The following is a 22,523-nucleotide window of genomic DNA, read 5'->3' as shown; positions in this document are numbered from 1 at the left end:
GGCGTGAAAGCCCTGTTTCTAGCGTTGCGCAAAGGCGGGTTCGGTCGGCAAGCTTGGTTTAGCGCTACCTACATTGGTGGCCAATGGGAGGAAAAATCTAATGAAGACATCCGTATTCGCGGCCGTTTCGGCCATTGCACTCACCTGCGCCATGCCCGCTGTGGCCGAGCCTCAGGCCGAGGTTCTGCACTGGTGGACATCGGGCGGTGAAGCCAAATCCGTCGCCGTTCTGCAGCAAGAGTTCGCAGACAATGGCGGCACCTGGACCGACATGCCGGTTGCCGGTGGCGGTGGCGATGCTGCTATGACCGCTCTTCGTGCTCGCGTTCTGTCGGGCAATGCACCGACTGCCGTTCAGTTGAAGGGCCCGGCCATTCAAGAATGGTATGAAGAAGGCGTACTGGCGGACATTTCGGCCGTGGCTGAAGCTGAAGGCTGGGCTGATGTCCTGCCTGCATCGATCGCAGGTCACATGATGTGCGAAGGCACATGGTGCGCAGCGCCTGTCAACGTGCACCGCATCGACTGGATCTGGGGCAATGCTGACGTGCTAAGCGCCAATGGCATCGCAATGCCCACGACATGGGACGAGTTCAACGCCGCCGCTGACAAACTGGCAGCCGCAGGCATCACCCCGCTGGCCCATGGTGGTCAGGCGTGGCAGGACGCCACCGTGTTCGAAGCTGTTGCGCTGGGCATCCTTGGTGCCGATGGCTTCAAGAAAGCCTTTGTTGATCTGGACATGGACACTCTGAAGTCTGCCGAGATGGTCGCCGTTTTTGACCAGATGCGCAAAATGCGCGGTTACGTGGATGACAACTTCTCGGGGCGTGATTGGAACCTTGCCACTGCAATGGTCATGAACGGCGAAGCCGCTTTCCAGATCATGGGTGACTGGGCCAAGGGCGAGTTCCTTGCTGCAGGCAAAGTGCCGGGCGAAGACTTCCTGTGTGCCTCGGTGCCGGGTGACGGCTTCCTGTATAACGTGGACAGCTTTGCCATGTTCAACGTGGACGGCGACGACAAGAAAGCTGGTCAGGACCTTCTGTCCAAGCTGATCGTCGGCAAGAACTTCCAGAAAGTGTTCAACCTGAACAAAGGGTCGATCCCGGCACGTGTAGACGTGGCTCTGGACGAATTCGACAGCTGTGCACACCTGTCTGCCAAAGACATGAACGAGAGCTCGGACAATGGTTCGCTGCTGCCGAGCTATGCCCACGGTATGGCGCTGCGTGGCGCACAGTCGGGTGCCATCACCGATGTGGTGACTGCGCACTTCAACTCGGACATGTCCTCGGCTGATGCTGTGAACATGCTGGCCGACGCTGTCGCCAACTCCATGTAAATCTCCCTGGCCTCGCGCTTGACCTTCAGGTGCGGGGCCTCCTTCTATTCAGGGAACGTTACAATGACCGAATGGCTTGAACGTCATGTCCCCAAGATGGTGCTTGCACCCTCTTTCGCCGCCATCCTCGTCTTCGTCTATGGCTTCATCGCTTGGACCGCTTGGGTGTCACTGACCCGCTCGCGGCTGCTGCCGAAATACGAGATCGAGGGCCTTATCCAATACGAGCGCCTGTTTGCATCTCCGCGTTTCGACACCGCGATGGTGAACCTTTTCATCTTCGGCACGCTGTTCATCATCATCTCGATGGTGCTGGGCCTGCTGATCGCCATCCTGCTGGACCAGAAAATCCGCACCGAAGGCGTGTTGCGCACGATCTATCTTTACCCCATGGCGCTGTCGATGATCGTCACCGGTACTGCATGGAAGTGGATCATGAACCCCGGACTGGGCATCGAAAAGATGGTCCGCGACTGGGGGTTTGAAAACTTCAGCTTTGACTGGGTGATTGACCCGGATATGGCCATCTACGCCGTCGTGATCGCCGGTGTCTGGCAGGCCTCGGGCTTTGTCATGGCGCTGTTCCTGGCTGGTCTGCGCAGCGTGGACGGAGAGATCATCAAGGCCGCACAGGTCGATGGTATCCCCAACTGGCGCATCTATTCCGCCATCATCATCCCGTCGATGGCCCCGATCTTCTTGTCAGCCTTCATCGTGCTGGCCCACCTTGCGATCAAGAGCTTCGACCTTGTCATCGCCCTGACCGGAGGCGGTCCCGGCTATGCCACCGACCTGCCTGCAACCTACATGTACGCGATGGCGTTCTCGCGCGGCGATATCGGGCAAGCGGCAAGCTCTGCCATGGTCATGATGGCCGTCGTCTTCGCGATCATCGTTCCCTACCTCTACTCTGAACTGAGGACGAAACATGACTGATATTGCGCTTACCACCGCTCACAGCCCATCGCGCAATTGGGGTCGTATCGCCCTGCGCTGGCTTCTGTTCACCCTGCTTGGCCTCTTCGCCCTGTTCTATCTGATGCCGCTTTTCGTGATGGTTACGACCTCGCTGAAAAGTCTGGAAGAGATCCGCACTGGCAGCCTTGTGGCCTTCCCCCGTGAAGTCACGTTCGAGGCCTGGCGGACCGCATGGTCCGGCGCCTGTACCGGCATCCAGTGCGAGGGCCTGCGCCCTTACTTCTGGAACTCGGTGATCCTGGCGATCCCGGCGGTTCTGATTTCGACCATGCTTGGGGCGCTTAATGGCTACGTTATCGCCCAGTGGAAGTTCAAAGGCGCAAACTTGATCTTCTCGCTGATGCTGTTTGGCTGCTTCATCCCCTTCCAGGTGGTGCTGCTGCCGATGGCACGGATGCTGGGCATCATGGGCATCGCGGGCACCATCCCGGGGCTGATCTTCGTCCACGTGATCTATGGCATCGGGTTCACCACGCTCTTTTTCCGCAACTACTATGTCACCATTCCGCAAGAGCTGGTGAAGGCGGCAAAAGTGGATGGCGCGGGCTTCTTCCGGATTTTCTGGTCGATCTTCCTGCCCCTGTCGCTGCCGATCATCGTTGTGACCGTCATCTGGCAGTTCACTCAGATCTGGAATGACTTCCTGTTCGGCGTGAGCTTCAGTCAGGCTGGCACCCAACCCGTCACTGTGGCGCTGAACAACATCGTAAACTCGACCACCGGCGTGAAGGAATACAACGTGGATATGGCTGCTGCGATCATCGCCGCCCTTCCCACACTCCTCGTCTATGTCGTCGCCGGCAAATACTTCATCCGCGGACTGACCGCGGGCTCCGTGAAAGGCTAAACCCATGGCTCCTATTCTGGATATCAAAAACCTCTACAAGAACTATGGGTCCGTCGAGATCCTGAAAGACATCAATGTCGCGATCGAACCGGGAGACTTCTTGGTCCTCGTTGGCCCCTCGGGCTGCGGCAAGTCCACGCTCTTGAACTGCATCGCAGGGCTTGAGCCGATCACAAGCGGCTCGATCGGCATCGGTGGGCGCGACATGACCGAGGTCAGCCCGAAAGACCGCGACATCGCGATGGTGTTCCAGTCCTATGCGCTCTATCCGACCATGTCGGTGGCCAAGAACATCACCTTTGGCATGAAAGTGCGTGGTGTTGACGCGGCAACGCAAGAGAAGAAGCTGAACGAGGTGGCGCAGCAGCTGCAGATCGAACCGCTTCTGCAGCGTCGTCCCGGCCAGCTTTCCGGCGGTCAGCGGCAGCGCGTCGCGATGGGTCGGGCGCTGGTGCGTGATCCGAAGCTCTTCCTGTTTGACGAGCCGCTGTCGAACCTTGACGCCAAGCTGCGGGTCGAGATGCGGACCGAGATCAAGAAGCTGCACCAGAACCTGAACGCTACGATGGTCTATGTGACCCATGACCAGATCGAGGCGATGACCCTTGCCACCAAGATCGTCGTCCTGAAAGGTGGGATCGTGCAGCAGATCGGCAGCCCCGCCGAGATCTATAACAAGCCTGCGAACCTCTTCGTGGCGGATTTCATGGGCAGCCCGGCGATGAACCTGATCCCGGCACGCGCCAAGGCCAATGGCACAGGGACGAAGATCGAGATCGAACGGGCAGGTGCCGCGCCGCTGGTCCTGACCGATACGCACGCCAAAGGCCTACCCGAGGACGTCATTCTGGGCTTGCGCCCCGAAGACATCGCCGAAGCGGGCTTCCGTGCGGGCGAAGACGTGCAAGAAGCCGATTGCTTGATCGATATGGTCGAACCGGCAGGGGCCGACACTTATGTCGTGTCGCAACTGGGTGGCAAGCAGGTCACTGCACGCCTGCACGCCGAAACCAGCGCGCGTACGGGCGAGACCTTGCCGTTGGCCTTTGACCTGAGCAAAGTGTCCTACTTTGCTCCGGAAAGCGGAGAGCGTCTGAATTGACCGGTGACAGGCTTGTTGCCGATATCGGCGGGACCAACTCACGTTTGGGGTTGGCCCGCGCGGGGCAACTGAACAGCACATCGATCGAAAGCTTTCGTAACGATGACTTCGCAAGTTTCGACGACGTGCTGGTGCGCTATCTTTCTGACAGGAAAGACGCTCAGATTGCGGATGCGGTCATCGCGGTTGCCGGTCCCGTCCATAGCGGGCGGGCCTGCCTGACCAACCGGGACTGGCATTTCGACGAAACGCAACTGTCACGCAGTCTTGGTGAACGTCCCGTTTCCCTGCTGAATGATCTGGCCGCGCTTGGACAAGCCAGCGTTTTCCTCGGGCTCGAAAGTCTTGATCCCTTGGTGTCGCTTGGTGAGAGCCCCATGGACGAAGCACAGGCTTTGGTGGTCGGGATCGGGACCGGGTTCAACGTCTCTCCGGTGGTGATATCGAAGGGCAGGGTGGCGCAGTTGGATGTGGAATACGGGCATATCTGCCTTCCTGCTGACATCGCCGCCAAACTGTCCGCACGTTTTGGAGCGCAGGCCGAGAAGCTCACAACCATCGAAGAGGTGTTTTCGGGCCGAGGCTATGCCGCCCTCTATGCGTTGGAACAGGCGAGGGCCGTGCCGGTGACGAATGGCGCCACGGAATTGCAAACCTCTGTGAAACAGGAATTTCAGGTCTTCTACGCGCAGCTACTCGCGGTGCTGACACGAAACCTGATCCTGGCCTTTCTGCCCAGACGGGGGATCTTCTTTGCCGGGGGTGTCGCGCGGCATCTTCTGTCGACTTCTGCCAAGGCGGCCTTCGCCGACATCGTTCGTGAACCGTTTGCCCTGAATAACGCGCACCCGGTACCGGTACACTCGATCCTGGATGATGCCGCAGCACTGAAAGGGTGCGCGGTCTACAAAAGTTAGCGCCTAGTCTGCTAATATCATGTCGTTGGAACACAAAAGCTGTGGCTTCCAAGGCGCCCGCGCATCTTTCCGAGGTTTAGATGAAATTCGTGCGGCTCCCATTTTGATGCAGGTGCATTTGATTGAGGTGCCTACGGTAATCAAATGTCTAGACTTGAGGCAGGTAGTCCCCCAATTCATCCCCGGCTTCGGATCGCGCTGGGCGTTGTGCCGAACCACCGATTGAACGCGTGAAAAAACGCGCTTGGTTCAGCATAACGTACCTGACGGGAAGGATGGTGTTCTTTAGAAGCGAGATCGCCAGATTGCGTCGGCGCTCTTCCTAGATTTCCCCAAAACTTTGGCATTCCTCCTTGAGCGCCGATGTAGCGTCGAGGTGGACATGCCAAGCTTCTGTGCCATCTCGTCAGCATTGTCCTACGATGAGACCTAGGTCTTAGAGTTGGAGGAAGAAAGCGTTCCCTTAAAGAAAAACAGGGGCAGGGTGCACAGCAGCGCCCTGCCATGTCAAAACGCGCCCCCAATGATCTGGTTCAATCGCATTTCTTGAAGCGCTCTCGCCTTTTTCAAATGTTTCCCTAAAGTGTTGTTGCCAGATTGAGGGTGGTGAGATGATGAAATCACACGCATATTTCTGGTATCTGCACTCTGATTAGGAGCATTCATGAGCACACAATATTATGCGCCGCATGGGGGACTTCCCGCCCAGACCCAGCTTTTGACCGATCGGGCCGTGTTTACGGATGCGTATGCCGTGATCCCGAAAGGGGTGATGCAGGATATTGTGACCAGCTTCTTGCCCTTCTGGACCGGCACACGGCTGTGGGTGTTGTCCCGCCCGCTAAGTGGATTTGCCGAGACGTTTTCGCAATACATCATGGAGGTTCAGCCGGGTGGTGGATCTGATCGGCCTGAAGACGATCCCGACGCGCAGGCGGTGCTGTTCGTGGTTGAGGGCACCGCGACGTTGGAGGTCGCAGGAGGCGTGCACGAACTGACGCCGGGCGGCTATGCCTATCTGCCGCCGTCGGAAAGCTGGACGTTGCACAATAAAGGGAACGAAGTGCTTCGGTTCCATTGGATCCGCAAAGCTTATCAGCGGGTCGAGGGGCTGGATGCGCCGGACGTCCTGATCCTAAACGAAAATGACATTGCGCCAACGCCTATGCCCGACACGAATGGCGCGTGGGCTACGACGCGGTTTGTGGACCCGAACGACCTGCGCCACGATATGCATGTAACGGTCGTGACCTTCGAGCCAGGCGGGGTCATCCCGTTTCTGGAAACCCATGTCATGGAGCACGGGCTATACGTGCTCGAAGGCAAGGCGGCCTATCGCTTGAACCAAGACTGGGTCGAGGTCGAGGCTGGGGATTTCATGTGGCTGCGCGCGTTCTGCCCGCAGGCTTGCTACGCGGGTGGGCCGGGACGTTTCCGGTATCTTCTGTACAAAGACGTAAACCGCCACATGCCGTTGCGGCTTGGTGGCGGTCGCTAAGACGTCAGGACGGCGCGGGGGCGATTCCGCCGATGGCTTCGGTCAGGAGGAGTGACGCGTCAATGACGGCGCGGCTCAGTCGATCGGTCTCGTCCTGACCGACGCGGCTGGTGGGGCCTGAGACCGAAATCCCCGCGACCACTTCGCTGTTCATGTCAAACACAGGCGCCGCGATGCACCGCATCCCGGCGTTCTTTTCTTCGTTGTCGATGGAATATCCTCGCGTGCGGATCTGTTCCAAATCCGCACGAAGAGCTTCCTCTGTGGTGATCGTGTACTCGGTAAAGGCCTCGAACGTCGCAGAGTCGAGAACCCGGTTCAGCCGTTCCTTGTCCATATAGGCCAACACCGCCTTGCCAATACCCGACGAGTGCATCGGCGACAACGAGCCGGGGGGAAAGAAGGCGCGGATATTTGCGTGGGTCTCGACCTGGCTTAGAAACAGGACGGACCCTTCTTTCTCGATCCCCAGATTTGCGGTCTCGCCGGTGGCTTCCATGAGCTTGCGCAGGATCGGGCGGGCCCTGTCAACAAGGCTGGTGCGCCGCAGGAAGCGGGCGCCGATGACGAAGGCGCGGGCGCCGATAAACCAGACCTGTTCCACGCTGTCGAATTCGACAAGCCCGCGCGTCTCTAGCGTCACAAGAACCCGATAAACGGTCGCGGGCGACTGCCCCATTTCTTCGGCAATCACGGACAAGGGCTTGCCCTGCGCTTCGCTCAGATGTTCGAAAACCTCCATCGCGCGATCCAACGATTTGATCGTGTTCTGGGCGGTTTTGTCATGCCAGTCGCGGGGGCGTCCACGGGCCTTGCGGGTGGTCGATGTGCCGTCTTTTTGAGATTCCATAAAAACCCTCGCATTTTCAGTGAAAAATAAATTCACAATATGAAAAAGTCAATAGATTGATAAATAACAAAAAAATAACAAGTTTCGAAAATGAAAAACAATTTCAAAAAAATATCCTTCAAACGGCGCGGGCAATATTGTGGCCTTAAAGATCGAAGGAGAACCCCATGAGTTTTCAAAACCCCGTTTTCATTCCGGGCCCGACCAACATCCCTGAAAGCCTGCGCAAGGCGTCTGACATGCCGACGATTGACCATCGTTCGCCGCTGTTTGGGCAGATCCTGCACCCGGCACGCGAGGGCGTGAAGAAGATCCTGAAGAGCCAAACGGCCGAGGTCTTCATCTTCCCCTCCAGCGGCACGGGCGGCTGGGAAACAGCCCTGACCAACACCCTGTCCTCTGGCGATAAGATCCTTGCTGCGCGCAATGGTATGTTTTCGCATCGTTGGATCGACATGTGTCAGCGCCACGATTTGGATGTCACCATTGTAGAGACCCCGTGGGGTGAAGGTATTCCCGCAGATCGCTATGAAGAGATCCTGACCGCAGACAAAGGCCACGAGATCAAGGCGGTCTTGGCCACGCATAACGAAACCGCCACCGGCGTTAAGTCTGACATTGCTGCCGTTCGTCGTGCGCTGGATGCGGCCGGTCACCCGGCGCTTCTGTTCGTTGATGGCGTAAGCTCGATCGCGTCGATGGATTTCCGCTTTGATGAGTGGGGCGTTGATGTTGCGGTAACGGGTTCCCAGAAAGGGTTCATGCTGCCCGCTGGTCTGGCCATCGTAGGCTTCAGTCAGAAGGCGATGGAGGCGACCAAGACAGGCACGCTGCCGCGTACCTTCTTCGATGTGCACGATATGGCGAAGGGCTATGCCAATAACGCCTACCCTTACACGCCTGCTGTGGGGCTGATGAATGGCCTGAACGAGTCCTGCAAAATGCTGCTGGATGAGGGGCTGGAGAACGTCTTTGCCCGCCACAACCGCATTGCGGAAGGTGTACGCGCCGCCGTTGGAGCGTGGGGGCTGGAGCTGTGTGCCGCGTCTCCGGATGTTTACTCTGACACGGTTAGTGCCATCCGCACGCCTGCGCATTTCAATGCCACGGACATCGTGACTCTGGCGGCCGAGAAATACGGCGTCGCCTTTGGTGTCGGGTTGGGAGAGGTCGCCGGCAAGGTGTTCCGCATTGGTCACCTGGGCAGCATGACCGACGTTATGGCTCTGTCGGGCATCGCGACCGCCGAGATGTGCATGGTCGACCTTGGCTTGGACATCACGCTGGGCCTCGGGGTTGCCACTGCGCAAGAATACTACCGCGGAAGTGCCACCGCTGCCCAGCAAGAGGCCGCGGAATGAAGGATACACCGATGTATATCCCGACCTATGAAGACATGCTGGAGGCGCATGAGCGCATCCAGCCCCATATCCGCCGCACGCCGGTTCGGACCTCGGATTACCTGAACGAGCTGACCGGGGCTGAGTTGTTCTTCAAGTGTGAGAACTTTCAAGAACCGGGGGCCTTCAAAGTCCGCGGCGCCTCGAACGCTGTGTTTGGGCTGGACGAAGAGCAGGCGGCCAAAGGTGTGGCCACCCACTCGTCTGGCAACCATGCCTCGTGCCTGTCATATGCCGCGATGAAGCGTGGTATCCCGTGCAACGTGGTCATGCCGCGGACTGCGCCGCAGGCCAAGAAAGACACGGTGCGCCGCTATGGGGGCAAGATCACCGAATGCGAACCGTCCACGTCTTCGCGCGAAGAAACCTTTGCGCGTGTGCAGGCCGAAACCGGCGGCGATTTCGTGCATCCCTACAACGATCACCGGGTGATTGCGGGGCAGGGAACATGCGCGCGTGAGTTCATTGAGCAAACCGATGGTCTGGACGCCGTTGTAGCCCCGATTGGGGGTGGCGGAATGATCTCGGGCACCTGTCTGACGCTGTCGACTCTGGCCCCCGAAACGCAAGTGATCGCAGCCGAGCCCGAGCAGGCGGATGACGCCTATCGCAGCTTCAAGGCGGGCTACATCATTGCGGATGACGCACCCAAAACCATCGCGGATGGGCTGCTGGTGCCGCTGAAGGAGCTGACCTGGCACTTTGTGTCGAACCATGTGAGCGAGATCTACACGGCTTCAGATCCCGAGATCATCGACGCGATGAAGCTGATCTGGAAGCACCTGCGCGTGGTGATGGAACCGTCCAGCGCCGTGCCGCTTGCCACCATCCTGAAAAACCCCGACGCGTTTAAAGGAAAGCGCGTGGGCCTGATCATCACCGGCGGCAATGTCGATCTCGACCGCCTGCCTTGGACTCTGTGAAGGAGACAGACAATGAACGCAGTGACCAATTTTGAGAACCTTGTCGTAGGCTTTGATGTTCCGGCTCTGCCGGGCATGGACGAGGCCGACATCCAAACCCCCGCGCTTGTGCTGGATCTGGACGCGCTTGAGCGCAACATCAAGAAGATGGGCGACTATGCAAAGGCGCATGGGATGCGTCACCGGGTGCATGGCAAGATGCACAAGTCGGTTGATGTAGCCAAGCTGCAGGAAAAACTGGGTGGCGCGGTTGGCGTTTGCTGCCAGAAAGTGTCCGAAGCCGAGGTGTTCGTGCGCGGCGGCATCAAGGATGTTCTGGTCTCGAACCAAGTGCGCGATCCGCTAAAAATCGACCGTCTGGCGCAGCTGCCGAAACTGGGCAGCCGGATCATCGTCTGTGTTGATGATCTGGACAACGTGGCCGATTTGTCGGCCGCAGCGCAGAAGCACGGCACCGAACTGGAGACCTTCATCGAGATCGACTGCGGCGCAGGCCGCTGTGGTGTGAACTCGACCGCGGATGTGATCGAAATCGCCAAGGCGATCAATGCCGCCGACAACCTGAAATTCACCGGCATACAAGCCTATCAGGGCGCAATGCAGCACCTTGATACCTATGAGGCGCGCAAAGAGAAACTGGATGTCGCCATCGCCATGGTCAAAGACGCGGTTGATGGCCTGAAGGCTGAAGGCATCGAGTGCGAGCTGGTCTCGGGTGGCGGTACGGGCTCCTATTACTTCGAGTCGAACTCGGGTGTGTATAACGAGCTGCAGTGCGGTTCCTACGCTTTCATGGATGCAGACTATGGCCGTATCCTCGATAAGGATGGCAACCGGATCGACCAGGGCGAATGGGAAAACGCGTTCTTCATCCTGACCTCGGTGATGAGCCACACCAAGGCTGACAAGGCGATCGTCGACGCGGGCCTGAAGGCGCAGTCGATCGATAGTGGTCTGCCCGTGGTCTTTGGGCGCAATGATGTCGAATACATCAAATGTTCGGATGAACATGGCGTGGTGGCCGATCCGGATGGTGCTCTGAAAGTGAACGACAAACTGCGCCTTGTGCCGGGCCACTGCGATCCGACCGCCAACGTACATGATTGGTATGTCGGCGTGCGCAACGGCAAGGTGGAAACCCTCTGGCCGGTCTCGGCACGCGGCAAAGCGTTTTAAGGAACCTCTGAGGTTGGCCCGGTGACGGGCCGAACCCTCCTGAACTGGGTGGAGTGACGCACTCCACCCGCTTTTTCGAAGGACACAAACATGTATATCGTTCCAGAACGCGAGATTGCGGGCCTTATGACCCGCGACGCCGCCTTTAGCGCGGTGGAACAAGTTTTTGCGGCGATGGCGTCGGGCGACGCCTACAACTTCCCTGTAATCCGCGAGGCAATCGGCCACGAGGATGCGCTTTATGGCTTCAAGGGCGGGTTCGATCAGGCCGGGCTGACTTTGGGGCTGAAGGCCGGCGGCTATTGGCCCAACAATTTGGAAAAGCGCGGGATCATCAATCACCAGTCGACCGTCTTCCTGTTTGATCCGGACACGGGCAAGGCCAAGGCGATGGTGGGGGGCAACCTGTTGACCGCCCTGCGCACGGCTGCTGCGTCTTCGGTCTCGATCAAGCACCTTGCACGTGAAGATGCCAAGGTGATCGGTATGATCGGTGCTGGCCATCAGGCGACGTTCCAACTGCGTGCTGCGCTTGAGAAGCGGTCGTTTGAGAAGGTGATCGGCTGGAACCTGCATCCCGAGATGCTGCCGAACCTTGAAAAGGTCGCAGACGAGGCCGGGTTGCCGTTTGAAGCGGTCGAGCTTGACGGCATGACAGAGGCTGATGTGATCATCTCGATCACGTCTTCTTTCGATCCAATTCTTGGGGCAGGCCAAGTCAGCCCGGGCACGCATATCGCCTGCATGGGCACCGACACGAAGGGCAAACAAGAGGTCGATCCGCAGTTGCTGGTCAAAGCGGACGTGTTCACGGACGAGGTCGCGCAGTCCATCACCATCGGCGAAGCGCAACATGCTGTGGGGCAGGGGCTGATCCAGGAAAGCGATGTGGCGCAGATCGGTGCGGTGATCAACGGAACCAATCCGGGGCGGACATCCGACGATCAGATCACGCTGTTTGATGGCACCGGCGTCGGATTGCAGGACCTTGCCGTGGCAGCGTCTGTCGTAGAGCTTGCAATTGAAAAGGGCATCGCCATCGAAGTCGATTTCTGATCGGACACAAATCCAGACAGCGCCCGCCCGGTTCTCTGTGGCGGGCGTTCTACGTTGAGTGCGAAGTACTTGCCTTCAGCACCTCCAAACCGCGGCGTGCAACGAAGTCCACCAATAGGCGGATCTTTGGGTCCTGCAGTTTCTTGTGCGGGTAAAGGCATCCGAACATGGATGGCATTGGCCGCGCGTCAGGCAAGATTTCCACCAAACGTCCCGAGCGAAGATGCTCAGCCACTTCAAAGAGCGGCTTGTTGACAATCCCGCGCCCGTCCAGCGCCCAATTCAACAGCACATCACTGTCATCAGCGTCGTACTTTCCGGACACCTCAAACTTGCGATATCCGGTGTCAGAGTTGAGCGTCCAGAAATACTCGGGTGACCGGGGATACCGCAGCAACAGGCAATTGTGACCTTGTAGCAGGTCTTCGGGGTGCTTGGGCGTGCCTGCTTGTTCCAGATATGCGGGGGCGGCACAAAGTGTGCGTGTGCAGTCGGCAATCTTGCGCAACTTCAGGCTGCTGTCATGCGGTGTTCCGACGAAGAAGGCCACGTCCAGACCATCAGCGAGGATATCGACCTTGCGATCCGACATTCGCATTCGCACGTCGATATTCGGGTTCTGATCTACAAACTCAGGCACCAGTGGGGCAATGATCCGGCGCCCCGCCGCCATCGGCGCGGTCACCCGCACGGTGCCCCGCGGTGCGTCCGAAAAACGCGCAACGACGCTTTCGGCCTCGTCCACGGTTTCCAGAATGCGCAAAGCCTCGGTGTAAAACTGCTGACCGACTTCGGTGGGGGTCAGCGACCGAGTCGTCCGATTGAACAACCGCACGCCCAGATGTTTCTCTAGCTCCTTGATCCGTTTGCTTGCCACGGCTGGCGTAAGGCGCAGGTCGCGCCCGCCTGAGGTGATGCTGCCCAACTCAACCACTCGGCAAAAGACTCGCAGGCTTTCCATATAGGCCATTGGGCTTCCTTCCTTTTCTCAAAGCACCTCGGTGCCGATTGCGCCCATCATAGTCATTATCAACGATCTGTTGAAAGTATTTCCCTAAAGCCACCATTTTACCGCGCAGTCAGACGCCGTAAACTCACCTTCATACCCGCCTGCGCGGGATAGGTTTTGGGAGGCCTCATGACTAATCAAAGCAACATTCGCTTTCTTCTGAACGGACAAGAGAAAACCGTTTCTAGCGTGAAAGCCACGCTGACGCTTCTGGACTATCTGCGGATTGAAGAGCGTCTGACCGGCACCAAAGAAGGCTGCGCGGAGGGCGACTGCGGAGCTTGTACAGTTATGGTTGGGCGGCTTCAAAATGGCGTACTGCATTATGAAACCGTAAATGCTTGCATTCGCTTTTTGGCCTCGCTGAATGGCTGCCACATCGTCACGATCGAACATCTGGCGGGCCCCAAGGGGCGCTTGCATCCCGTGCAACAAGCGATGGTGGATTTCCATGGCAGTCAGTGTGGCTTCTGCACTCCTGGCTTCGTCATGTCACTTTACGCCCTGTGGATGGAGAACCCGCAGCCGAACGCTGAAGAGGTTGAGACGGCAATCCAAGGGAACCTGTGTCGTTGCACGGGGTATGAACCCATCGTGAAAGCCGCGCTGGCCGTGAACCAGTATGGTACCCCGGCGCATGATCATCTGAAAACCGAGCGGGCGACGGTGACGGCGCAACTGACCGCACTGTCCCAGACTGCCCGCGTCGAGACTGGCCCGGAAGACGACCGTGCCATTCTGCCGCTAGACGCCACTGACCTTGCAAAGGTGTTGGCAGACAACCCGAAAGCGACCATCGTGGCGGGCTCGACGGATGTGGGTCTGTGGGTGACGAAGTTCATGCGGCCGATCTCTCCGGTTGTGTTCATCACCCATCTGGATGATCTGAAATCCATCGATATGACCGACGACGCGCTGACCATCGGCGCGGGCGTAACTTATAGCGAAAGCCAATCGGCGATCCGTCAGGCCTTCCCCCATCTGGGGGAATACTGGGATCGTATTGCTGGATGGCAAGTGCGCAATATGGGCACGATTGGGGGCAATATTGCAAACGGCTCTCCGATTGGGGACACGCCGCCGGTTCTCATCTCGCTGGGCGCTGAGGTGATGCTGCAAAGCACGAAGGGCACGCGCTCTCTGCCTCTAGAGGACTTCTTCGTCGACTATGGCAAACAGGACCGCAACGAGGGCGAGTTTGTCGCCAGCATCCGTATCCCGCGTGCGCCTGCGTCGCAGATTGATGCGGCCTATAAGATTTCGAAACGCCGGGACGAGGATATCTCGTCGGTTGCTGCCGGGCTTAGTATCTCGGTTGTGGATGGCATCATCACGAACGCCCGTATTGCTTTTGGCGGTATGGCTGCCACGCCGAAACGAGCAACTGCCGCAGAGACCGTGCTGGTCGGCCAGCCATGGAGCGCCGAAGTTTTCGATGCGGCGGCCAAGGCGCTTGCGCAAGACTTCTCACCACTCACGGACTGGCGCGCGTCGGCAGAATACCGGCTGCTTGTGGCCGGAAACCTGCTGCGCCGTTTCCACCTTGAACATGACACTGCCAGTGACGTGCCCGTACGTCTGGCGACCGCGTAAGGGGGCGATGTGATGAAAGATCTTCAAAACGTAAAAGGTGCAGCGCATCAGAACCTGAAACATGACAGTGCCGTCAAACAAGTTCAGGGCCGCGCGGACTATACCGATGACATCGCTGAGCCGATTGGCACGCTGCATGCCTATCTTGGCGTCTCGACCGTGACGCATGGCAAAATCCTGTCGATGGAGCTGTCCCGCGTGCGTCAGGCGCCGGGCGTGGTCACTGTGCTTACTGCAGAAGACGTGCCGGGTGTGAATGATGTCAGCCCCACAGGGCGCCATGATGAACCGGTTTTCCCGACCGAGAAGGTGGAGTTCCACGGCCAACCTATGTTTGCGGTGATCGCCGAAACTCGCGACGCAGCACGCCGCGCGGCAGAACTTGCAGATGTGGAGTATGAGGTTTTGCCGCACGCACTGGATCCGGTGGCCGCTGAAAAGGCAGGTATGCCCCTTGTCACAGACCCTCTGAAGCTCGAGCGCGGTGATGTTGAGGCTGGGTTTGCCGCAGCCACGCACCGTATCTCGGGTCAGATGACCGTCGGTGGGCAGGATCACATGTATCTGGAAGGCCATATCGCTTTCGCGATCCCCGGCGAGGATGACGATGTGATCGTGCATTGCTCGACCCAGCACCCAAGCGAGGCGCAGCATATGGTGGCCCATGTTCTGGGCGTTCCGAACAATGCGGTCGTGGTCAATGTACGCCGCATGGGCGGAGGGTTCGGCGGAAAGGAAAGCCAGATGAACCTGTTCTGCGCGGTCGCTGCGCTGGGCGCGAAAAAGCTGAACCGCCCGGTTAAGATCCGCCCGGATCGTGATCAGGATATGACGGCCACCGGTAAGCGCCATGACTTTGTGATCGATTATGATCTGGGTTTTGACGATGATGGCCGCATTCAAGTGGTGGACAGCCAGTTTGCAGCCCGTTGTGGGTATTCCTCGGACCTGTCCGGTCCCGTCACGGACCGCGCGCTGTTTCACGCGGACAACGCTTATTATTACCCCAACGTGCGCCTGACCTCGCGTCCGCAAAAGACCAATACGGTCTCGAACACCGCGTTTCGCGGGTTTGGTGGGCCGCAAGGTGCGGTGGCCGCTGAACGGATGATCGAAGAGATTGCGTTCGCGCTGGGCAAGGATCCGTTGGAGGTCCGCAAGGCCAACTTTTATGGCGATGAGACGGACGGGCGCAATGTGACGCCCTATCACCAGACGGTCGAAGACAACGTCATTGGCCGGATCGTGGACGAGCTGGAAGATAGCGCCGACTATCAAGCGCGCCGCAAAGCGATCCTTGAACACAATGCCAAAGGCGGTGTGATCCGTCGCGGCATCGCACTGACGCCGGTGAAGTTCGGTATCTCGTTCACCGCCACCTGGTTCAATCAGGCGGGCGCGCTGGTCCATGTCTACAATGACGGCTCGATCCACCTGAACCACGGTGGGACCGAAATGGGGCAGGGGCTGAACACCAAGATCGCCCAAGTTGTGGCTGAAGCCTTTCAGGTCGATTTCAACCGGATCAAGATCACCAAAACTACGACCGAGAAAGTGCCGAACACTTCGGCCACCGCAGCGTCCTCTGGGGCGGACCTGAACGGTCTGGCGGCGCTGGATGCGGTGGAACAGATCAAGGCGCGGCTGGTCGCGTTCGCGGTTGAAAGCCGCGGCGTGCCGGAAGATGCAGTAGAATTCCGCCCCAATCACCTGCGGATTGGGGATGAAACCGTCGCTTTCGATACCTTCATCAAAGAAGCCTATATGGCCCGCGTGCAGCTGTCGGCGGCAGGGTTCTATAAGACGCCGAAAATCCACTGGGATCGTGCCTCGGGCACCGGGCGGCCGTTCTATTACTACGCCTATGGGGCCTCGTGTTCCGAGGTCGCCATCGACACGTTGACCGGGGAATACCGGATCGAGCGGACGGACATTTTGCATGATGTGGGCCGGTCGTTGAACCCGATCTTGGACAAGGGGCAGGTGGAAGGTGCCTTCGTTCAGGGCATGGGTTGGCTGACCACGGAAGAGCTTTGGTGGGATGACGCTGGTCGCCTGCGCACGCACGCTCCCTCGACCTACAAGATCCCGCTCGCCAGTGATCGCCCGCGCGTGTTCAACGTGGACCTTGCAGACTGGTCCGAGAACCGCGAGATGACGATCAAACGATCGAAAGCGGTGGGCGAGCCCCCGTTTGTGCTGGGCGTGTCGGTGCTGGAGGCGCTGTCGATGGCGGTGGCTTCGGTGAATGACTATCGCACCTGTCCGCGTCTTGAAGCTCCGGCCACACCCGAACGCGTTTTGATGGCAGTTGAACGCCTGCGCACACAGGGTTGATCCGATGTATTCCGCCCAATCCCTTCAACAGTTCCTGACAGGTCCCGGCCCGGTCGCCAGTGTGCGACTGACCAAAGTGCGTGGTTCCTCCCCCCGCACGGCCGGGACCGAAATGTATGTCCGGGCTGACGGGTTGTGGGGCACAATTGGCGGTGGCCAGTTGGAGCATCTGGCGATTGAGGCCGCGCGGGCTTTGTTGGCGAACGGCGATCTGTCGCAGCATCTGGATGTCCCGCTTGGGCCCGAGATCGGCCAATGCTGCGGGGGCCGGGTTGAGATCGCGCTCGCGCGGATGAGCGCGACGGACAAAGATATCGCCTTGGAAGCCGTTCAGATGGAAGAAGCCGGGCAGCCCGCAGTCTATGTGCTGGGCGCTGGGCATGTGGGGCGTGCGCTGGCAGATCTGTTTCAACACCTTCCGGTGCGTTGTGTGTTAGTGGACCAACGCGAGGATGAGCTGGCCCTTTCCCACGCCAATGTGGAAAAACGGCTAAGTGTTGTGCCTGAGTTTGACGTGATGAATGCGTCGAAAGGCAGCGCTTTCATCGTTCTGACCCATGACCACGGGTTGGATTTTCTGCTGACCTCGGCCGCGCTGGAACGCGGCGATGCATCCTATATTGGAATGATTGGGTCCGCCACAAAGCGCGCGAAATTCGCCAGCTGGACCCGTAAGAATTGCGACGGCCTGTCCGTTGCACCCTTGATCTGCCCCATCGGGGCAGGCGGTAGCCGCGACAAGCGGCCAGCCGTGATCGCCGCCGTCGTGGCGGCAGAAGTGATCACGGCGCTGACCTCTGAAACTGCCGCACATTCCCCTGACTGGGGCGCTGTTTCGCATATCGCGGCGCAGTGAAGCAACGCGGGTTGGGACGTGTCGAGGAGAACGCCCCCAGCCCGGTTTGATTGAAGGAGGTCCCCATGAGGGATGGGAGTTACACATACAAGCTGTTTCATCGCAGCGATTTCAGCGCGTTTTGGGCGCTGTTCACCGACAACCTGATCAACTTGATGGTTCTGGCGGGCATCTGTCAGTTCGTCTTCCAAATGCCGGCCGAGATCGTCTATGGGCGCATCGTGCCAGGTGCGGCAATCGCGATCCTTGCGGGGATTGCGGTCTATGTAGGCCTCGCCAAACGCGCGGCGGCTCAGCACGGGCGGGACGTTACGGCAATGCCTTACGGCATTTCGACGCCGGTGATGTTCGTCTATCTGTTTGGCGTGATCGGGCCGATCTATTGGTCGACAAATGATCCGGTTCTGGCCTGGCAGGTTGGCATCGGCGCCGGCTTCATGGGCGGTATCGTTGCCGCTATGGGCGCGATCATCGGTCCGTGGCTGAAACGCGTGACGCCGCGCGCAGGGATGCTGGGCACGCTGTGCGGCATCGCGCTTGTGTTCATCGGCACTGTGCCGCTGGCCACAGTGTTTGAGAACCCGTTCATCGGCTTTGCCTCGATGATCATCATTCTGTGGGGTCTGGTTGGGCGCTTCCGTCTGCCGTTTAACATTCCGGCTGGTTTGCTTGCGCTGATCGTCGGGACGATTGTGGCCTTTGCGATTGGTGAAGCCAAAATCAGCACCGATGGCGTCGGCTTCTACCCGCCCATGCCCTATATCGGTGACCTGATTGCGGGTATCCAACACCTGTTTGCCAACCCGGAGCTGTTCCTGGTTCTGGTACCGGTGCAGATCTACAACTTCATCGAAACGATGAACAACGTCGAGAGTGCCGAGGCTGCTGGCGACCACTACCCTGTTGCAACCTGCCAGATCACCGATGGTCTGGGCACTATGGTTGGCGCGGTCTTTGGTTCGCCTTTCCCGACCACCGCCTATATCGGCCACCCGGCTTATAAACGTATGGGGGCCCATTCCGGATATATCATCGGCGTGGGGGTCGTGATCCCTCTGGCCGCGTTCCTTGGCCTGTTGGCGTTCCTGAACAATCTGATCCCCGTGGCAGCCGCCGCGCCGGTTCTGGTGTTTGTGGCGCTGAGCTTGATCACCAACACAGCCCATTCGGTCAAGACGGACCATATGGCTGCCGTGACCTTTGCCATGATGCCCCACGTGTCGTCCTTCCTGATGGTCAAATGGGGATCGCTGATCGGTGCGCTTGGTGCTGTTGGCGTGGCAGGCCTGCCGCAACTTGGCGATGAAGCGCTGACCGCCGCCCTTCTGCAGCAAGGGGCCCACTTTGAAGGCCACCTGGCCCTGTCCCAAGGTGCCATCCTGACGGGCTTGATCTGGGGTGCCATTGTGGCAAGTGTCATCGATGGCAACTTCAAGAATGCCGGTGGCTTTGCCTTGGCAGCGGCCATCATGTCGGCCTTCGGCATCATCCACGGTGCCAGCCTGCATTGGCCCGAGCTCAGCGGCGTCTCTGCCGGTTACCTGATCTCGGCGGCGTTCCTCTACATCTACCCGCTCTTCCACAAGGAAGACGAGTTGGTGAACGAGAATGTCGTGGTCGAGGAAGCCCCCACCACGCCTGCGGAATAACGCCCTGAACTTTGGAGTGGGCCGCGGCGAGATCCGTCGGCCCACTTCGCTTTCCGCTCACTCAAAGTAAATGAACCGGATATTAAGATGACCAACACACAGCCACGGACGCTTCTGCGCGGGCGGACGCTCGACTTCAACCGCAAGCCTTTGGACGAGACCGACGCCGAGGCCTATAACTATCTGGAAGATGGCGCGATCCTGATCGCAAACGGCAAGATCGAAGCGACCGGACCCTATTCAGAGCTTTCAGCCAGTGCGCCAAACGCGACGGTGATCGACCACCGCCCGCATCTGTTGATGCCTGGCTTCATCGACATGCATGTCCATTTTCCTCAGGTGCAGGTGATCGCCTCGTGGGGCGCGCAGCTTCTGGACTGGCTGAACACTTATACCTTCCCTGAAGAGACACGTTTTGCTAACGATGCCCATGCAGCCGCGATGGCCGCGCACTTCTGTGACCTTCTAACCGGCCACGGGACCACCACGGCGGTTGCCTTTGGATCTGTCCATGCGGGATCGGTCGAGGCGCTGTTCGCTGAAGCCGCGAAACGCAATATGTGCATGATCACCGGCAAAGTCATGATGGATCGAAACGCCCCCGATGGACTGCGGGACACGCCGCAGACGGGCTATGATGACAGTAAGGCGCTGATCGAGAAATGGCACGGTACGGGCCGCGCGCAATATGCGATTACGCCACGCTTTGCGATCACCTCGACGCCCGAACAGATGGAAATGGCGGGGGCATTGGTGGCAGAGCATCCCGATTGCTTCGTCCAAACGCACCTGAGCGAAAACCATGACGAGATCGCTTTTACCGCCGAGCTCTATCCCGACGCGCCAGACTATCTGGGCGTTTATGAACACTATGGGTTGCTGGGTGAAAAAACCCTGCTCGGCCATGCCATTCATCTAACATCGCGTGAGATTGATGTGCTGGCTGAGACGCGCTCGAAGCCGGTTTTCTGCCCGACCTCGAACCTGTTCTTGGGCAGTGGCCTGTTTGACGACGCGGGCCTTAATGCGCGTGGTATTCAAAACGGGATCGCCACCGATGTTGGGGCAGGGACCAGCTATTCGATGCTGCAGACCCTGAATGAAGGCTACAAGATCCTGCAGCTTCAGAACCAGAAACTGCACCCGCTTGCCGCGTTCGACTGGATCACGCGTGGCAATGCCGAGGTGCTGGGCCTGTCGGACAAAATTGGGTCCTTGGCCACCGGATCGGATGCAGACATTGTTGTTCTGAACGCCCGATCCACCCATGCGATGGACCTTCGGATGCAGCGCGCCGAAACGCTGTCGGAAGAGCTGTTTATCCTGCAGATGCTGGGGGATGACCGCGCGGTCGATCAGGTCTATGTGGCTGGCGCGGCGGCCAAAACCGGGCGTGTCAGCGCAGATCTTGAGAATTCGAAGGAACCCGTTGCTGCGTGATCCCACCGTACAGTTCCAATAAAAAAGCGGCGTGAGGTTCACGCCGCTTTTTGTTTTTTATGTGCTGCTCTTAGACGTGATCATCCTGTGCTAGCGAGCCTTGACCGTGACCAGCGTGGCCGCCAGACACTTCGTCGGTTGCTTCATCTGACAGTTCTTCCGGCAACAGCAGGTTCAATACAATTGCGATCAGAGCAGCCGGTAGAATTCCAGACGCGGCTAGTATACGCAGGGTATCCGGCAGGTACTGCAGTGCGTTTGGTGCTCCGGGCTTGAGGTTCATAACCTCGAGCTGCAGGCCAAATCCGATCGACAAAGCGATGGCGAAGATCACCATGTTACGACGGTTCCAGACCACATCTGACAGCATCGAAACACCGGCAGAGACGACCATGCCGAACATCACGATAACGCCGCCGCCCAGCACTTCGATTGGGATCGTGCGGATCAAAGCACCAACTTTGGGCATCAGGCCACAAATGATCAGGAAGATAGCACCAATTGTCACCACATGGCGGCTCATCACGCCGGTCATGGCGATCAGGCCCACGTTCTGGCTGAACGAGGTGTTGGGCAGACCGCCAAACAAGCCAGCAACTGCTGTACCAACACCATCGGCATAGGTCGCGCCTTGGATTTCCTTGTCAGTGGCTTCGCGCCCAGCACCGCCTTTGGTGATGCCGCTGACGTCGCCCACGGTTTCGACCGCGCTGACAAAGGACATCAGGCAGAAACCAATGACTGCAGCCATGCTGATTTCGATGCCGTATTTAAAGGGATTTGGCAGGCCGAACGCCGCCGCGCGGTCCCAGCTTTGGCCAATGCCTTCAAAAGTCACCAGACCAAAGAACATCGAATAGATATAGCCGATGACGATGCCGATCAGCACCGCGGACACCGACAGCATGCCACGGCAGAAGAATTTAAGCCCGAGGGTCGAGAAAATTACCACCAGTGCCACCGACCAGTTCAGCAGACTGCCGTATTCCTCATGGCCAAAGGCCTTAGCCGGCACGCCGCCTGCGGCGTATTCAATGCCGACGCGCACCAGGTACAGACCGATCATCAGCACCACTAGGCCGGTAACCAACGGCGGCAGAGCGAACCGGATACGTCCGATAACGGTCCCCAGCGCGGCGTGGAACAGACCACCAACCAAAACGCCGCCGAAAATCACCGGCAGAGCCTCGGGCCCCTTGCCCGCAACCAACGGAATCATGATCGGGATAAAGGCAAAGCTTGTGCCCTGCACAATCGGAAGCCCGGCGCCGATCGGGCCCAGAGTCAGAGTCTGCAACAGCGTCGCGATGCCGGCGAACAGCATCGACATCTGAATCATATAGCTCATGTCTGGAAAGCCAAGCGCGCCCGCGTCAGAGCCAAAGCCAAAGCCGGCGGCCCCGGCTATGATAATGGCGGGCGTGATGTTTGAAACAAACATTGCCAGCACGTGCTGGATGCCCAAGGGCACAGCCTTGGCAAGTGGTGGTGTGTAGTTTGGGTCGCGCAGCTGCTCTGGCGTCCCGATGGATGTGTTAGCCATTAGA

General features: G+C 58.7%; 18 protein-coding genes. 15 read left to right on the top strand and 3 right to left on the bottom strand.

Features of this window, described 5'->3' with window-relative positions; all coding sequences use genetic code 11:
- The first annotated feature begins 100 nt into the window (after positions 1–100).
- The 6 genes from G0Q00_RS04920 (at position 101) to G0Q00_RS04895 (ending at position 6,687) form a co-directional block, all read left to right on the top strand.
- The gene (locus G0Q00_RS04920) at positions 101–1,345 is read left to right on the top strand and encodes an ABC transporter substrate-binding protein (protein WP_163036924.1); all 1,245 of its coding nucleotides are present in this window, start codon (positions 101–103) and stop codon (positions 1,343–1,345) included.
- Positions 1,346–1,408: 63 nt separating this feature from the next.
- Positions 1,409–2,281 carry a carbohydrate ABC transporter permease gene (locus tag G0Q00_RS04915; RefSeq protein ID WP_133489604.1) on the top strand — a complete coding sequence of 291 codons (873 nt, stop codon included), beginning with the start codon at positions 1,409–1,411 and terminating at the stop codon, positions 2,279–2,281.
- A complete protein-coding gene (locus G0Q00_RS04910; RefSeq protein ID WP_163036922.1) occupies positions 2,274–3,170 on the top strand; it encodes a carbohydrate ABC transporter permease in 897 nt (298 codons plus the stop codon). Before G0Q00_RS04915 ends, G0Q00_RS04910 begins: the two co-directional genes overlap by 8 nt.
- Before the next feature lie 4 nt (positions 3,171–3,174).
- On the top strand, positions 3,175–4,272 hold the full coding sequence (locus tag G0Q00_RS04905) for an ABC transporter ATP-binding protein (RefSeq protein WP_163036920.1): 1,098 nt from the start codon (positions 3,175–3,177) through the stop codon (positions 4,270–4,272).
- Positions 4,269–5,189, top strand: coding sequence for a glucokinase (locus tag G0Q00_RS04900; RefSeq protein WP_163036918.1), 921 nt, complete (start codon positions 4,269–4,271; stop codon positions 5,187–5,189). Before G0Q00_RS04905 ends, G0Q00_RS04900 begins: the two co-directional genes overlap by 4 nt.
- Before the next feature lie 664 nt (positions 5,190–5,853).
- A complete protein-coding gene (locus G0Q00_RS04895; RefSeq protein WP_163036917.1) occupies positions 5,854–6,687 on the top strand; it encodes a bifunctional allantoicase/(S)-ureidoglycine aminohydrolase in 834 nt (277 codons plus the stop codon).
- Between the two features lie 4 nt (positions 6,688–6,691).
- Here the strand turns inward: G0Q00_RS04895 and bhcR are convergent, their stop codons facing one another.
- On the bottom strand, positions 6,692–7,537 hold the full coding sequence (gene bhcR / locus G0Q00_RS04890) for an HTH-type transcriptional regulator BhcR (RefSeq protein ID WP_163036915.1): 846 nt from the start codon (positions 7,535–7,537) through the stop codon (positions 6,692–6,694).
- 167 nt (positions 7,538–7,704) lie between these two features.
- On the opposite strand from bhcR, the gene bhcA reads away from it, so the two are divergent.
- From bhcA to bhcD, 4 genes are all read left to right on the top strand, one after another.
- The gene (bhcA, locus tag G0Q00_RS04885; RefSeq protein WP_163036913.1) at positions 7,705–8,898 is read left to right on the top strand and encodes an L-aspartate--glyoxylate aminotransferase BhcA; all 1,194 of its coding nucleotides are present in this window, start codon (positions 7,705–7,707) and stop codon (positions 8,896–8,898) included.
- Positions 8,895–9,860, top strand: coding sequence for a beta-hydroxyaspartate dehydratase BhcB (gene bhcB, locus G0Q00_RS04880; protein ID WP_163036911.1), 966 nt, complete (start codon positions 8,895–8,897; stop codon positions 9,858–9,860). The genes bhcA and bhcB overlap by 4 nt, the downstream gene beginning before the upstream one ends.
- 12 nt (positions 9,861–9,872) lie before the next feature.
- Positions 9,873–11,036: a 3-hydroxy-D-aspartate aldolase BhcC gene (gene bhcC, locus G0Q00_RS04875; RefSeq protein WP_163036909.1), complete on the top strand. Its 1,164-nt coding sequence runs from the start codon at positions 9,873–9,875 to the stop codon at positions 11,034–11,036.
- A gap of 90 nt (positions 11,037–11,126) precedes the next feature.
- Positions 11,127–12,092: an iminosuccinate reductase BhcD gene (gene bhcD, locus G0Q00_RS04870; protein ID WP_163036907.1), complete on the top strand. Its 966-nt coding sequence runs from the start codon at positions 11,127–11,129 to the stop codon at positions 12,090–12,092.
- A gap of 49 nt (positions 12,093–12,141) precedes the next feature.
- Here bhcD and G0Q00_RS04865 read toward each other — a convergent pair whose 3' ends face one another.
- Positions 12,142–13,062 (bottom strand): LysR family transcriptional regulator, encoded by a 921-nt coding sequence (locus tag G0Q00_RS04865; protein WP_163036905.1) that lies wholly within the window; start codon positions 13,060–13,062, stop codon positions 12,142–12,144.
- A gap of 168 nt (positions 13,063–13,230) precedes the next feature.
- Here G0Q00_RS04865 and xdhA point away from each other — a divergent pair, with 168 nt between their 5' ends.
- The 5 genes from xdhA to guaD all read left to right on the top strand — a co-directional run bounded on the left by xdhA (position 13,231) and on the right by guaD (position 20,976).
- A complete protein-coding gene (xdhA, locus tag G0Q00_RS04860) occupies positions 13,231–14,694 on the top strand; it encodes a xanthine dehydrogenase small subunit (protein ID WP_163036904.1) in 1,464 nt (487 codons plus the stop codon).
- 12 nt (positions 14,695–14,706) lie between these two features.
- Positions 14,707–17,031: a xanthine dehydrogenase molybdopterin binding subunit gene (gene xdhB, locus G0Q00_RS04855; RefSeq protein ID WP_163036902.1), complete on the top strand. Its 2,325-nt coding sequence runs from the start codon at positions 14,707–14,709 to the stop codon at positions 17,029–17,031.
- A 4-nt stretch (positions 17,032–17,035) separates the two neighbouring features.
- Positions 17,036–17,887 carry a xanthine dehydrogenase accessory protein XdhC gene (xdhC, locus tag G0Q00_RS04850; RefSeq protein ID WP_163036900.1) on the top strand — a complete coding sequence of 284 codons (852 nt, stop codon included), beginning with the start codon at positions 17,036–17,038 and terminating at the stop codon, positions 17,885–17,887.
- 65 nt (positions 17,888–17,952) lie between these two features.
- Entirely contained in the window at positions 17,953–19,536 is a 1,584-nt protein-coding gene (locus tag G0Q00_RS04845; protein ID WP_163036898.1) for a xanthine/uracil/vitamin C permease, read from the top strand.
- A gap of 87 nt (positions 19,537–19,623) precedes the next feature.
- Positions 19,624–20,976 carry a guanine deaminase gene (gene guaD, locus G0Q00_RS04840; RefSeq protein WP_163036896.1) on the top strand — a complete coding sequence of 451 codons (1,353 nt, stop codon included), beginning with the start codon at positions 19,624–19,626 and terminating at the stop codon, positions 20,974–20,976.
- Positions 20,977–21,046: 70 nt separating this feature from the next.
- On the opposite strand, the gene G0Q00_RS04835 is transcribed toward guaD, so the two are convergent.
- A complete protein-coding gene (locus G0Q00_RS04835) occupies positions 21,047–22,519 on the bottom strand; it encodes a uracil-xanthine permease family protein (protein ID WP_163036894.1) in 1,473 nt (490 codons plus the stop codon).
- Between the last annotated feature and the right edge of the window lie 4 nt (positions 22,520–22,523).

This window comes from Aliiroseovarius sp. PrR006, from assembly GCF_010500215.1.
In the GTDB taxonomy this organism is placed as follows: Bacteria; Pseudomonadota; Alphaproteobacteria; order Rhodobacterales; family Rhodobacteraceae; genus Aliiroseovarius.
Note: the sequence above shows the minus strand (reverse complement) of the source record. Positions and strands in the feature narration are given on the sequence as shown.

Bases quoted from the DNA above. Each gene is read 5' to 3' on its own strand.
- bhcA (WP_163036913.1), top strand. From the start codon at position 7,705: ATGAGTTTTCAAAACCCCGTTTTCATTCCGGGCCCGACCAACATCCCT.
- guaD (WP_163036896.1), top strand. From the start codon at position 19,624: ATGACCAACACACAGCCACGGACGCTTCTGCGCGGGCGGACGCTCGAC.
- bhcR (WP_163036915.1), bottom strand. From the start codon at position 7,537: ATGGAATCTCAAAAAGACGGCACATCGACCACCCGCAAGGCCCGTGGA.
- G0Q00_RS04895 (WP_163036917.1), top strand. From the start codon at position 5,854: ATGAGCACACAATATTATGCGCCGCATGGGGGACTTCCCGCCCAGACC.
- G0Q00_RS04920 (WP_163036924.1), top strand. From the start codon at position 101: ATGAAGACATCCGTATTCGCGGCCGTTTCGGCCATTGCACTCACCTGC.
- G0Q00_RS04865 (WP_163036905.1), bottom strand. From the start codon at position 13,062: ATGGCCTATATGGAAAGCCTGCGAGTCTTTTGCCGAGTGGTTGAGTTG.
- bhcB (WP_163036911.1), top strand. From the start codon at position 8,895: ATGAAGGATACACCGATGTATATCCCGACCTATGAAGACATGCTGGAG.
- G0Q00_RS04915 (WP_133489604.1), top strand. From the start codon at position 1,409: ATGACCGAATGGCTTGAACGTCATGTCCCCAAGATGGTGCTTGCACCC.
- G0Q00_RS04835 (WP_163036894.1), bottom strand. From the start codon at position 22,519: ATGGCTAACACATCCATCGGGACGCCAGAGCAGCTGCGCGACCCAAAC.
- xdhA (WP_163036904.1), top strand. From the start codon at position 13,231: ATGACTAATCAAAGCAACATTCGCTTTCTTCTGAACGGACAAGAGAAA.
- bhcC (WP_163036909.1), top strand. From the start codon at position 9,873: ATGAACGCAGTGACCAATTTTGAGAACCTTGTCGTAGGCTTTGATGTT.
- G0Q00_RS04905 (WP_163036920.1), top strand. From the start codon at position 3,175: ATGGCTCCTATTCTGGATATCAAAAACCTCTACAAGAACTATGGGTCC.
- G0Q00_RS04845 (WP_163036898.1), top strand. From the start codon at position 17,953: ATGAGGGATGGGAGTTACACATACAAGCTGTTTCATCGCAGCGATTTC.
- G0Q00_RS04910 (WP_163036922.1), top strand. From the start codon at position 2,274: ATGACTGATATTGCGCTTACCACCGCTCACAGCCCATCGCGCAATTGG.
- bhcD (WP_163036907.1), top strand. From the start codon at position 11,127: ATGTATATCGTTCCAGAACGCGAGATTGCGGGCCTTATGACCCGCGAC.
- xdhB (WP_163036902.1), top strand. From the start codon at position 14,707: ATGAAAGATCTTCAAAACGTAAAAGGTGCAGCGCATCAGAACCTGAAA.
- xdhC (WP_163036900.1), top strand. From the start codon at position 17,036: ATGTATTCCGCCCAATCCCTTCAACAGTTCCTGACAGGTCCCGGCCCG.